Here is a 13,298-nt window from a genome sequence, read left to right as displayed (position 1 = left end):
CTGCTGACCAGACTACACATTACCGGAACTTTCACCCGCATCGAATCCCTTTGAGACAGATAAGCCGCCCACGCCTCCTGTCCTAACAATATAATTTGTGCCGGTTGCTGCTTCCCCCCCTCGATATTTAGCAAGGATTTGCGTCATCATACCACTCCATAAAGGAGCTTCCGAGAAACTCTTGCAGTTCATATTCTCAATAATAATATCACGTTTCCCTCCCAGTCTGGTATATCCCTCCATATAATCGGAAATAGTAACTGAAGTCTGATGGGCAGCCGGATTATAGGAACAAATAATTAGAATAGGATTCATATCCTTAGAGGTTGCAAGGACCTCCATTGACAGGGATAGCCAAAGGAAGAAAGCAAAAAGACATCCTGAATATCTGGGCATAGTTATGCAGTTTTGATGTGCTTACTTATTTATTTAGGTTGCAAATATAGCAAAACTTGTCGGTTTTAACGGATTAATGTGTATTTTTGTCGCTCATTTATTCTCAAAAAATACAATTTATGGAATTATTTCACAAGATGATTTCCGGACTGTCAGGCATATCGGAAAAACAAATAAGCAGTACCCTCCACCTTCTGGGTGAAGGCGCTACGATTCCTTTCATCAGCCGCTACCGCAAAGAAGCTACAGGCGGGCTGGATGAAGTTCAGATAGAACAGATCAAAGAGCAACATGATAAGTTGTGCGACATAGCCAAACGGAAAGAGACTATTCTCGGCACCATCACCGAACAAGGAAAACTCACCGCCGAGCTGAAGAAACGTATCAACGACACCTGGAATCCGACAGAACTGGAGGATATCTACCTCCCCTACAAGCCCAAACGTAAGACACGTGCCGAAGCCGCCCGTCAGAAAGGGTTGGAGCCGCTTGCCACCCTACTGCTATTACAGAGGGAAAACAACCTGAGTGCCCGTGCCGCCTCATTCGTCAAGGGAGAGGTAAAAGACGTGGAAGACGCGTTGAAAGGGGCTCGCGATATCATAGCCGAGCAAGTGAACGAAGACGAACGTGCCCGTAATGCTGTCCGCAATCAATTCAGCCGCCAAGCGGAAATCAACGCTAAAGTAGTTAAAGGCAAAGAAGAAGAGGCCGCCAAATACCGAGACTATTTCGACTTTTCCGAACCTTTGAAACGCTGCACTTCCCATCGCCTGCTTGCCATCCGCCGTGCCGAAGCCGAAGGGCTGCTGAAAGTGTCCATCACTCCGGACGACGAGGCGTGCATCGAACGTCTGGAACGCCAATTCGTACGTGGTAACAATGAATGTAGCGAGCAAGTGAGCGAGGCTGCTATCGACGCCTACAAACGTCTGCTTAAACCTTCCATCGAAACGGAATTTGCCGCACAATCAAAAGAGAAAGCCGACGACGAAGCCATCCGCGTCTTCACGGAGAACCTCCGCCAGCTACTCCTTGCCGCCCCATTGGGACAGAAGCGGGTACTCGCCATCGATCCCGGTTTCCGTACCGGTTGCAAGGTTGTTTGTCTCGACGCTCAAGGTAATCTGCTGCATAATGAAAACATTTATCCGCATCCTCCGGTCGGCAAGACCGGTGAAGCCGCTTCGAAACTCCGTAAGATGGTCGAAGCCTACCAGATCGAAGCTATCTCCATCGGCAACGGAACAGCCAGCCGCGAAACGGAGGACTTTATCAACCAACAGACATTCGACCGTCAGATTCCTGTATTTGTAGTCAGCGAACAGGGGGCTTCCATCTATTCGGCTTCCAAGATCGCCCGCGACGAATTTCCGGACTACGACGTGACGGTCAGAGGAGCCGTTTCCATCGGCCGCCGTCTGATGGATCCGTTGGCGGAATTAGTCAAGATAGATCCCAAGTCCATCGGAGTCGGTCAGTATCAGCATGATGTAGACCAGACGAAATTAAAGAAAGCGCTCGACCAGACCGTAGAAAATTGCGTAAACCTCGTAGGAGTGAACCTGAATACAGCCAGTAGCCATCTGTTGACTTACATTTCCGGATTAGGTCCTCAACTGGCGCAAAATATCGTCAATTATCGTGCCGAGAATGGAGCCTTCAACTCCCGCAAAGAACTGATGAAAGTTCCGCGTATGGGCGCCAAAGCTTTCGAGCAGTGTGCTGGGTTCCTCCGTATTCCCGGAGCAAAGAATCCGCTCGACAATACGGCCGTACATCCGGAAAGTTACCATATTGTGGAACAGATGGCAAAAGATCTGAAATGCACTGTCAATGAGTTGATAGCCGACAAGGAACTCCGCCGGAAAATCAATATCTCCAATTACGTCACTCCCATCGTCGGCCTGCCTACCTTACAGGATATTATGCAGGAACTCGAAAAGCCCGGACGCGACCCGCGAAAAACCATCAAAGTATTTGAGTTCGACAAGAATGTACGTACCATAGCCGATTTGCGCGAAGGTATGATTCTTCCGGGCATTGTAGGAAACATCACCAATTTCGGAGCTTTCGTCGATATAGGTATCAAGGAGAACGGTCTTGTACACCTCTCCCAATTGGCGGAACGTTACATTTCCGATCCTACGGAAATCGTTTCCATCCACCAGCATGTCATGGTCAGAGTGATGAACGTAGATACCGACCGCAAACGGATTCAGCTTAGCATGATCGGTGTACCGCAAGACTGATCGCCGTTCTTTTCTCACCCCACCAGATAATAAGAACAGTAAACAGAATCATCAGTACCGTGCAAATGAGCGAGCCTTCAAAACCGAAGGCTCCGCCATTCAGCACATTCTTTTCGGGCATATTCAGTTTCAGCATAGTAGATACAAAATTGTTGCCGCTCACCTGATAGCCCAGAACCGGACCTTGTATCCAATTCCAGAAAAGATGGAGGGAAATCGGGAAACAAAGGTTCCGCGTATATAAATAAGGAGCACCCAGCAACATGCCTGCCAGCAAAAGGTTGATCATCGGCAAGGCATTTATTTCAGGATTAAAAATATGCAGGAATGCGAATAACGATGCCGAGATAAACAGGGAAAGGAATTTATTCAAACGAGTATGTAATAAACGTCCCAATATATAGCCACGCATCAGAATCTCTTCAAACACCGCGACAAGCAGGAAAAACACCCACGCTCCCGCCAAATCCCAAGTCTTGAACTGAAAACCGACTACTTCCACTTCGCCCATAGCCAACGACAGACCGAAGCCTACCACATACAACAGGACAGCCATCAGAAACCCGTACCACAACCCTTTCGTATGTCCTCTGACGGACAGCCCCAAGTCAGAGAACGGACAGCGTTCAAAACGTAACATGATAGCAGCGGCAGTGAGAACAGCCAGCAGCATACTGCTTTCCAGTAAAATATACCCCACCAATCCCGGATGACGGGCTTCCACTCCAAGCACCATCGACAAAAATCCTCTCGCCAGCGTGCCGTACAATCCCATAAATATGAAAAATATTCCTATAAACAATGGGATACACGCCCATACAGGAAGTCTCTTAGGTTCTTTTTTCTCCACAATATCTTCTGCCGTCATTTTACAATTTGTTAATCCACCTGCAAAATTAGATATAAAACATAAAAAAACACCATATAATTTCGTTTTTTCCTATATTTGTCAGAACAAATTCGCATGATTATGAAAATTAAACTACTATTGATAAGCTTTTTATTGGCAACCAACGCTTTAGGAGCAGTAGCACAAGTGAGTAAAACCTATTATGTAAGCAAACCCGGCACACTTATTTCCATGATGACGGAGGAGGAAGCCAACACCGTCACCCATCTCACCCTGACCGGCAAGCTGAATGCAGAAGACTTCCGACATCTGCGTGACGAATTCGCCAGTCTAAAAGTATTGGACATCTCGAATGCCGAGATTAAGATGTACAGCGGCAAGGCGGGCACTTATCCCAACGGGAAATTCTACATTTATATGCCGAATTTCATTCCCGCATACGCATTCTCAAATGTTGTAGACGGAGTAACCAAAGGCAAAAAGACGTTGGAGAAGATAATACTTTCGGAAAAACCAAAAACATAGAGGATGCAGCCTTCAAAGGTTGCGAAAACTTGAGAATCTGTCAGATTCGCAAAAAGACAGCCCCCAATCTGTTGCCGGAAGCGTTGGCGGACAGCGTTACCGCAATCTTCGTACCTCTAGGCAGCAGCGATTCTTACCGTAATAAGGACAGATGGCAGAACTTCGCTTTCATCGAGGGTGAACCGGTAGAAGCAACCCTGCAAGTGGGACTGATGGGCAAATTGGAAGAAGAGATTCTGAAAGCCGGATTACAACCTAGAGACATCAATTTCCTGACTGTAGAAGGCAAACTAGACAACGCCGATTTCAAACTAATTCGCGACTATATGCCGAATCTGGTAGCGGTCGACATTTCAAAAACAAACGCAACGGCCATCCCCGACTTCACTTTCTCACAGAAAAAATACCTGCTGAAAATAAAACTACCCCGCAATCTGAAATCCATCGGTCAACGTGTATTCAGTAATTGCGGCCGTCTGTGCGGCACATTGGAACTTCCCGCCGGTGTGACGGCTATTGAGTTCGGCGCATTTATGGGATGCGACAATCTTCGCTATGTAGTGGCTACTGGAGATAAGATTACGACCGTCGGAGACAGTTTGTTTGGCGAAGGAGTGCCGAGCAAGTTGATTTATAAGAACTAAATGATTCTAACAACGATAATGGCGGTATCTCTCATGGGGATACCCGTCGCTGACGAGCCCAAAGACTCAGTGATGTGGAAAGAGGCAGATGCGTTCATGGCACAGATGAGTCCGACGCTGCAACCCACACAGCGTGACGCTATATTTACAGCTATCAACGGAAATACGAAGAAGTTGGAAAATGTAAGAAATACGCGTAATAGCAAACCTACTTATCCCGCAAATGTAAAAGTGACAGAGCCCGCCGGTAATCTGAGGCTTTACACCCCTACCACTTCCACCAACAATACATTGCTTATCTATCTGCATGGCGGAGGATGGACAATCGGCAGTTTGAACAGTTGTGCCCGGTTTTGCAGCGAAGTCTGTTCTAGAAGCGGCATAAGTGTCCTCGCTGTTGACTATCGTTTATCCCCCGAATACCCTTATCCGACACCGCTTGACGATTGTGAGGAAGCTATCAGATTTGCAATAAAGAATGCAGCCCGTTGGGGATGTTCTCCCAACCGGATTATGGTAGGCGGTGATAGTTCCGGCGGCAATCTCGCCATTTCTTCCACATTGAGAATGAACGAAGGGGATATAGCGGGGCTTTTGCTTTTCTATCCCGTTGTGAAGGCATGGAATGACCATACCCCTTCATGGCAGAAGTACGACAAGGGATTCGGGCTGGACGGAGACTTAATGGAAGCGTTCAACCAAAGTTATGAACCATCACCCGACAGGATACACAATCCGGAAATATCCCCCATGTCGGCTACAGACAAAACCTTGAAAAAACTACCTCGCACACTCCTTATCGCAGCCGGACGAGATATCCTGGCTTGTCAAGGGAAAGAGTTTATCGACCGTATCACCTCTCTTGGCGTAAATGCTACCCGACTCGAATTTCCCTCGGCAGTGCATTTGTTTATCACTGTGCCCGGTCAAGAAACAGCTTTCAATGAAGCAGTGAAGTATACAGTGGAGTTTCTTGGCAAATAAAAACTAATCAAAACTCAACAATGGAGATAAAAATAGCTGTTTTCTTACAAAATAACAAATAAACGAATAAATAAGTAGCTTTAAAAATGCCCTTTCATCGTTTTCCGTATATTTGCTTCGATATGAATTAAAGAAGGGAATCGCGATATGATGAAACAAATACCATACGGATTGACGGATTTCGGACGCATCCAAAAAGAAAACTATTATTATGTGGATAAGACAATGTTTATCGAAAAGATAGAAATGCAGCCGTCTTATCTCTTCCTCATCCGCCCCGACGCTTCGGGAAATATCAATGAGGTGGAGGAATCTTTCCGGATGCATTGCTGCGGGAAGCTTTCTGATTTTGTTTACAGGTACGAACATTTGCTGGGAAAAAACATCTGGAAAGTGCTGGATGAAAAAACAAAAGAAGAGCCCGGCGCTTTTTTATCAGCCATCAACACTTACGCCACCCGCAAAGGGGACATCAAAATATATCTACTGATCGATGAATACGATAATTTCACGAATACCATCCTATCGACTTACGGAATGGACTTATATCGGAAAGCGATGCATGGTGAAGGGTATATCCGGAGATTCTTCAATGTAATCAAAGCCGCCACCACGGGAATGGGATCCGCCGTCAACAGACTGTTTATCACGGGAGTCAGCCCGGTAACGATGGACGACGTGACAAGCGGATTCAACATAGGAACGAATATCACAAACGATCCCTGGTTTAACGACCTGGTGGGGTTCAGCGAGAAGGAGCTGCGGGAAATGCTGGCGTATTATAAAGAACAAGGAGTTCTTCCTATGTCCATAGACGACACGGTGGCAATGATGAAACCAAACTATGACAATTATTGCTTCGGTGAAAATAAATTAACGGATTGTATGTTCAACTCGGACATGGTGCTCTACTGCATGAAGTCATTGATATTGCACGGAGCCAAACCTAAAGAGATTGATTGTAGATGAAGCGCGGGAGCAGCTGATCCGTTATAGCAAGGACGAATGTGTGGCGGAAGCCCGTCAGAAAGGGAAACTGAAACTGACAACGGTCGTATGGAGAAGCTGGGAGCTGGTGCTGATGGAAGAAGTATCATAATAGAACAACCACAGAGGACACGGAGGACACAGAGACTCTAATTATTTCTGAATAACAACCTCTGCGTCCTCCGTGGTGAAATTACAATTTGTCACCGTACATCTTCGCCCGCAATTCCTTAATATGGTCGGAAGTGATATATTCGTCATATTCCATCATCTTGTCAATGATACCGTTCGGTGTCAGTTCGATGATGCGGTTGGCAACGGTCTGGATAAATTCGTGGTCATGAGATGAGAAAAGGATATTTCCTTTATATGTCTTCAGGTTGTTATTGAAAGCCTGAATAGATTCTAAGTCCAGATGGTTGGTCGGAGTGTCCAGAATGAGGCAGTTTGCATTACGCAGCTGCATACGGGCAATCATACAACGCATCTTCTCACCTCCGGAGAGTACGCTTACTTTCTTCAGCACCTCTTCGCCGGAGAAAAGCATACGGCCGAGGAAGCCTTTCATATATACCTCGTTGCCTTCTCCAAACTGGCTCAACCAGTCTACCAGGTTCAGATCGGTATTGAAGAAATCGGTGTTATCCAGCGGCAGGTAAGCAGTGGTGATGGTTACCCCCCAGCTGAAGGTACCTGCATCCGGTTTCATGTTTCCGTTGATAATTTCGAAGAAAGCAGTCATCGCACGCGGATTACGTGACAGGAATACCACCTTGTCACCTTTCTCTACATTGAAGTTCACGTCGTTGAAGAGCACTACGCCTTCTTCCGTCTTCTTGCTCAATCCGGAAACTTCCAGAATCTGATTGCCCGGCTCGCGTTCAGGAGTAAAAATAATGCCCGGATACTTACGTGAAGAAGGTTTGATTTCTTCTATATTCAACTTCTCAAGCATTTTCTTACGACTAGTAGTCTGCTTGCTCTTCGCTACGTTCGCACTGAACCGACGGATAAACTCTTCCAACTCTTTCTTCTTCTCTTCTGCCTTTGCCTTCTGGTTCTGCTGCTGACGGAGAGCCAACTGGCTGGATTCGTACCAGAAGCTATAGTTACCGGCAAACATATTGATTTTTCCATAGTCAATATCTACGGTGTGCGTACATACAGAGTCGAGGAAGTGACGGTCGTGACTCACCACCAATACCGTATGTTCGAAATTGGAAAGATATTCCTCCAACCAGGTTACCGTCTCCATATCCAAGTCGTTGGTAGGTTCGTCGAGCAAAAGATTGTCCGGGTTTCCGTACAACGCCTGAGCCAGCATGACACGAACTTTTTCTTTACCGCTCAGTTCACCCATCAATGTATAGTGTTTGTCTTCTTTAATGCCCAATCCGCTCAGCAACATGGCTGCGTCACTTTCGGCATTCCATCCGTCCAACTCGGCAAATTTTTCTTCCAATTCGGATACTTTCAGTCCGTCTTCGTCTGTGAAATCTTCTTTTGCATACAATTCTTCACGTTGCTTCATGATGTCCCACAACACGGTATGTCCCATCATGACGGTATCCATGACGGTATATGAATCCCACTTAAAGTGGTCCTGACTCAACACTGAGAGACGTTCGCCTGGTCCGAGCGCAATCGTACCTGTTGTAGGGTCCAGATCTCCGTAAATCGTACGGAGAAACGTAGATTTTCCCGCACCGTTCGCACCGATAATACCATAACAGTTACCACTTGTAAACTTCAGGTTTACGTCATTAAACAACACTCTTTTACCAAACTGTACCGAAACGTTTGAAACTGTAATCATCTTATTATTTACTATTTTACTAGTTACTACTTATTGTTTTAGCGTGCAAAGGTAGACATTTAAAATGAATTATGAGCTATCCGATATGTGCCAATCTGACATAAAAGTGTTACCTTTGCTGCGTTTTCTGGCAAAAACACCGACTTGGCAAAGTTTTTGCAAGCAAAACTAATGACATCCGGTCAGTCCAGTATGTCGAATAGACGGTATCTCTAAAAGATAACGTGTTTTTAAACAATAAATAGTAACTAGTTAAATAGTAAATACCAAAATGGATCCAAAAGAAAAAAAAAGTGAAGGAAGAAGAACTGAATGTTGAAGAAACTCAGAACGGTGCGGATGAACAACCGCAAAACGAACAAGCTGAAGAGGCGGCTCCACTGACGCACGAAGAGGAGTTGGAAAAGGAATTGGAAAAGGCTCAGGAGACTATTGATGAGCAGAAAGACAAATATCTGCGCTTGTCCGCCGAGTTCGACAATTATCGTAAACGCACCATGAAGGAAAAGGCGGAACTGATTCTGAACGGTGGAGAAAAAAGTCTCAGCAGCATTCTTCCGATAGTGGATGACTTCGAGCGTGCCATCAAAACGATGGAGACGGCAACCGATGTGAGTGCCGTGAAAGAAGGTGTCGAGCTGATTTATAATAAATTCATGGCTGTATTGGGACAAAACGGTGTAAAGGTTATCGAGACTAAAGACCAGCCGTTGGATACCGATTATCACGAAGCCATCGCAGTAATCCCTGCACCATCTGAGGAACAGAAAGGTAAGATTCTGGATTGTGTACAAACGGGTTATACATTGAACGACAAAGTGCTCCGCCACGCTAAAGTGGTAGTAGGGGAATAAGGACAACCCATAAAACTCATTTTTTTTAAAGAAGCATGGCAGAAAAAAGAGACTATTACGAAGTACTGGAGGTGACAAAGACGGCCACAGTAGAAGAAATAAAAAAGGCTTACCGCAAAAAAGCGATTCAATATCATCCCGACAAGAATCCTGGCGATAAGGAGGCGGAAGAGAAGTTTAAGGAAGCTGCGGAAGCGTATGATGTATTGAGCAATCCGGAAAAACGTTCGCGTTATGACCAGTTCGGTCATGCGGGAGTGAGCGGTGCGGCAGGAAATGGAGGGCCGTTCGGCGGTTTCAGTGGCGAAAGCATGTCAATGGATGACATTTTCTCTATGTTTGGCGACATCTTCGGTGGCCGCGGCGGTTTCGGGGGAGGCTTCGGAGGGTTTAGCGGATTTGGCGGTGGTAGCGGTTCACAGCAACGCCGGTATCGCGGCAGTGACCTTCGTGTGAAAGTGAAGCTGACGTTGAAGGAGATCTCTACCGGAGTAGAAAAGAAGTTTAAACTCAAAAAATATGTGCCGTGTGACCAGTGTCATGGTACGGGTGCCGAAGGTGACGGTGGTTCGGAGACTTGTCCTACGTGTAAGGGTAGCGGCTCCGTGATCCGTAACCAGCAGACTATTCTGGGCACTATGCAGACTTGCGTCACTTGTTCTACTTGTGGCGGTGAGGGTAAGATTATCAAGAACAAATGTAAGAAATGTGGTGGCGACGGAATCATTTACGGTGAAGAAGTGGTATCGGTGAAAATCCCTGCCGGAGTGGCAGAGGGTATGCAGCTTTCTATGGGTGGCAAAGGAAATGCCGGCAAACACAACGGTGTGGCAGGCGACTTGCTGATTCTCGTAGAGGAAGAACCGCATCAGGACTTGATTCGCGACGATAATGATTTGATTTATAATCTGTTGCTTAGTTTCCCGACTGCTGCTCTGGGCGGAGCTGTAGAAATTCCGACTATCGATGGCAAAGTGAAAGTGAAAATTGATTCGGGTACTCAACCGGGTAAGGTGCTTCGTTTGCGCGGCAAGGGATTGCCGAATGTGAACGGGTACGGAACGGGGGATTTACTCGTCAACATCAGTATCTATGTGCCGGAAGCGCTCAATAAAGAGGAAAAGAGCACGCTCGAAAAGATGGAGGCTTCGGACAACTTCAAACCTAACACGTCGGTGAAGGAGAAGATTTTCAAGAAGTTCAAGAGTTTCTTCGATTAATTTTTTGCTATAATATATAAGGTATAAGTGAGCTGCAATCTTTTTTGTGGCTCACTTCTGTTTTTAGGGCTTGTCCTTTTAAAAAAAAGACATATATTTGTGTAGCAAATAAATGGATACTAAATATAGACTTCAAGTATGGCAGAACCTTTTAAGAATATGTACAACAAGCAATTTTTCGATCTGTTTACGAAAGATTTGAGACTTGTTATCGATGATTTTGATGCTCACGGGTTTGTTTCTCAAATAATGGATGATGAATGGGAAGGCAGGGAACTAAAACAGCGCTGGATACATATCACTAGCATTCTGAAAAAGTTTTTGCCGACAGATTACAAAGAGGCGATCACTAAGATTCTTGAGTTATTGGATCATGTAAAAAATACGCGGCCTGATTTTTCGGTGATAGACGATACGAAGTTTGGATTGATGCTGGAGTATGGGGTGATTCTGAATAATTATGTCGAGCAATATGGGTTGGATGATTATGAAACGTCTGTCAAGGCGATAGAGAAAATCACACAGTTCACAAGTTGCGAATTTGTGACTCATCCTTTTATAATAAAATATCCGGATAAAATGATGAAGCAGATGTTGGTTTGGTCGAAACATGAGCATTGGGGAGTAAGGCGGCTTGCGTCAGAAGGTTGCCGTCCGCGTTTACCTTGGGCGATGGCTTTGCCGAATCTGAAGAAAGATCCGACACCTATTATTCCTATTTTGGAGAATCTTAAAAATGATCCGGCAAGATTTGTACGGTTGAGCGTTGCCAATAATTTGAATGATATTGCGAAAGATAATCCGGAAATTGTCATTGATTTGGCAAAGAAATGGAAGGGGGAATCGAAAGAGGTAGACTGGATTATTAAACACGGTTGCCGGACGCTCTTAAAGCAAGGGAATCCAGAGGTGATGGAGTTGTTTGGCTTTGATTCTATCAGAAATAATATTAGTGTGGAGGATTTTCAGATTTCAAGTCCTAAGGTTAAAGTCGGAGATTCGTTGGAGTTTGGTTTTAACTTGTTGAATCATAGCAATAAGACAATCAAAATACGGCTTGAATATGGTATTTATTACCAAAAAGCAAATGGAACGCTGACGAAGAAAGTTCATAAAATCAGCGAAAAAGAATATACCGGGAATTCTACCACACGAATAATGCGAAAACACTCTTTCCGTGTGGTTACGACGAGAAAATTCCATCTCGGGCTTCATCAAATCGCTATAATAATCAATGGGAGTGAATTTGAAAAATATGATTTCGATTTGATTGAGTAATTTGATTGGATTGAGTTATTCGACTGGATCGGGTAATAACCACACTACATATAATATGGATTTCTGCATTAGCTATTATCTATACAAGTGTTGCAACAGAAAATATAAATCCTCGATTCTCCGGGCACTGTCCACAATTTTGTGTAAATAGAAAACTTCAGGATTCGGGTTTTATACTTGAATCCTGTTTTCAAATATAGTAATAAATTGGTTAAATATCAATGCCCAATTCCAAATAGGTTGGTACCATTTCTTTTCGATTTCGTTAATGGCCAGATAGACAGATTTTTTCAGTGCATCATCATTTGGAAATGATAGCTTATTTTTGGTGTACTTTCTAATTTTCCCATTCAGATTTTCAATAAGATTAGTGGTATAGATAATCTTTCTAATCTCGACGGGGAAATCAAAGAATACGGTCAGTTCTTCCCAATTATTTCTCCATGAGCGTATCGCATATGGATATTTAGCACCCCATTTTTGCTCAAAGTTATCCAACTCCATCTCAGCTGCTTCTTTAGTAGGTGCATTATAGATGTTCTTTAAATCGGCAGTGAATTCCTTTTTTTCTTTCCAGACGACATAGCGACAAGAGTTTCTAATTTGGTGTACCACACATATTTGAGTAGTAGAGGCAGGAAATACACTCTTGATGGTTTCCGTAAATCCATTCAGGTTATCAGTAACTGTAATCAGAATATCTTCTACACCACGGGCTTTGAGATCTGTTAAAACGCCCATCCAGAAAGCGGCACTCTCATTTTTGCCAATCCACATACCCAATACTTCTTTCAAGCCTTCCTTATTCAGACCTACACATAGGTAAACAGTCTTGTTGATCACTTTGCCGTTTTCTCTGACTTTGAATACGATGCCATCCATCCAGACAATCATATATAAACTGTCCAAAGGACGATTTTGCCACTCTGTTGCAGCCTGGCTAACTTTATTGGTGATAATGGAGATAGCGGAGGTAGAGAGGTTAATACCGTATATTTCCTGCATTTCCGACTCAATATCAGCGACGCTCATACCTTTGGCATAAAGAGAGATGACAAGACGCTCGATAGATAAGCCGCGGGATTGATGCTTGGGAACGACAATAGGCTCAAATTCACCTTCCCGATCACGAGGAACCTGAATAACAGATTTACCCATCTCGGTTTGAATCTGCTTCCTATAACTACCATTGCGGGAGTTGCCACTATGATCTCCTTGATTGGAGTGTTTCTCATAACCTAAATGGTTATCCATCTCTGCTTCCAGCATTTGTTCATAAACACGAGTATGAAGCTCTTTCATGAAAGCAGTAACATCTTCGCCAGTCTTAAACTGGGACAGAAACTCTTTACTTAAAAATTCTTTAGGAATGTCCATAAAATCTGATTTTTACAAAGTTAATATATAAATAAAAAAACTACGAGAAAAATCCCGTAGTTTTCTATTTACACAATCAGATGGATAGTCCCATTCTCCGGATGAAAATCGAGGA

8 protein-coding genes and 4 pseudogenes are annotated in these 13,298 nt (G+C 44.5%); 8 read left to right on the top strand and 4 right to left on the bottom strand.

What is annotated here, in order from left to right; all coding sequences use genetic code 11:
- Positions 1-396 (bottom strand): annotated as a pseudogene (locus BACFIN_RS08960) (two-component sensor histidine kinase); the annotation flags it as partial.
- A gap of 119 nt (positions 397-515) precedes the next feature.
- On the opposite strand from BACFIN_RS08960, the gene BACFIN_RS08965 reads away from it, so the two are divergent.
- Complete coding sequence (locus tag BACFIN_RS08965) at positions 516-2,648, top strand: Tex family protein (protein WP_007753904.1); 2,133 nt, start codon at positions 516-518, stop codon at positions 2,646-2,648.
- Here BACFIN_RS08965 and BACFIN_RS08970 read toward each other — a convergent pair.
- Positions 2,620-3,516, bottom strand: coding sequence for a CPBP family intramembrane glutamic endopeptidase (locus BACFIN_RS08970; RefSeq protein WP_007753902.1), 897 nt, complete (start codon positions 3,514-3,516; stop codon positions 2,620-2,622). The two genes, BACFIN_RS08965 and BACFIN_RS08970, sit on opposite strands and share 29 nt — an antisense overlap.
- Positions 3,517-3,618: 102 nt before the next feature.
- On the opposite strand from BACFIN_RS08970, the pseudogene BACFIN_RS20815 reads away from it, so the two are divergent.
- The 4 genes and pseudogenes from BACFIN_RS20815 (at position 3,619) to BACFIN_RS23320 (ending at position 6,750) form a co-directional block, all read left to right on the top strand.
- A pseudogene (locus BACFIN_RS20815) lies at positions 3,619-4,667 on the top strand (leucine-rich repeat protein).
- Complete coding sequence (locus BACFIN_RS08975; protein ID WP_007753899.1) at positions 4,668-5,651, top strand: alpha/beta hydrolase; 984 nt, start codon at positions 4,668-4,670, stop codon at positions 5,649-5,651.
- A 147-nt stretch (positions 5,652-5,798) separates the two neighbouring features.
- Positions 5,799-6,608, top strand: a pseudogene (locus BACFIN_RS08980) (AAA family ATPase); the annotation flags it as partial.
- Positions 6,607-6,750: a hypothetical protein gene (locus BACFIN_RS23320; protein WP_007753896.1), complete on the top strand. Its 144-nt coding sequence runs from the start codon at positions 6,607-6,609 to the stop codon at positions 6,748-6,750. The pseudogene BACFIN_RS08980 and the gene BACFIN_RS23320, both read left to right, overlap by 2 nt.
- A gap of 81 nt (positions 6,751-6,831) precedes the next feature.
- Here the strand turns inward: BACFIN_RS23320 and BACFIN_RS08985 are convergent, their stop codons facing one another.
- Complete coding sequence (locus BACFIN_RS08985; RefSeq protein ID WP_007753894.1) at positions 6,832-8,454, bottom strand: ABC-F family ATP-binding cassette domain-containing protein; 1,623 nt, start codon at positions 8,452-8,454, stop codon at positions 6,832-6,834.
- A 271-nt stretch (positions 8,455-8,725) separates the two neighbouring features.
- On the opposite strand from BACFIN_RS08985, the pseudogene BACFIN_RS08990 reads away from it, so the two are divergent.
- The 3 genes and pseudogenes from BACFIN_RS08990 to BACFIN_RS09000 all read left to right on the top strand — a co-directional run bounded on the left by BACFIN_RS08990 (position 8,726) and on the right by BACFIN_RS09000 (position 11,806).
- Positions 8,726-9,308: pseudogene (locus BACFIN_RS08990) on the top strand (nucleotide exchange factor GrpE).
- 35 nt (positions 9,309-9,343) lie between these two features.
- Entirely contained in the window at positions 9,344-10,528 is a 1,185-nt protein-coding gene (gene dnaJ, locus BACFIN_RS08995; protein WP_007753892.1) for a molecular chaperone DnaJ, read from the top strand.
- 138 nt (positions 10,529-10,666) lie between these two features.
- A complete protein-coding gene (locus BACFIN_RS09000) occupies positions 10,667-11,806 on the top strand; it encodes a DNA alkylation repair protein (RefSeq protein WP_007753889.1) in 1,140 nt (379 codons plus the stop codon).
- Positions 11,807-11,977: 171 nt separating this feature from the next.
- Here the strand turns inward: BACFIN_RS09000 and BACFIN_RS09005 are convergent, their stop codons facing one another.
- Positions 11,978-13,183 (bottom strand): IS256 family transposase, encoded by a 1,206-nt coding sequence (locus BACFIN_RS09005; RefSeq protein WP_007753888.1) that lies wholly within the window; start codon positions 13,181-13,183, stop codon positions 11,978-11,980.
- Positions 13,184-13,298: the final 115 nt, after the last annotated feature.

This window comes from Bacteroides finegoldii DSM 17565, assembly GCF_000156195.1.
In the GTDB taxonomy this organism is placed as follows: Bacteria; Bacteroidota; Bacteroidia; order Bacteroidales; family Bacteroidaceae; genus Bacteroides; species Bacteroides finegoldii.
This window is presented reverse-complemented; position numbering and strand designations above follow the sequence as displayed.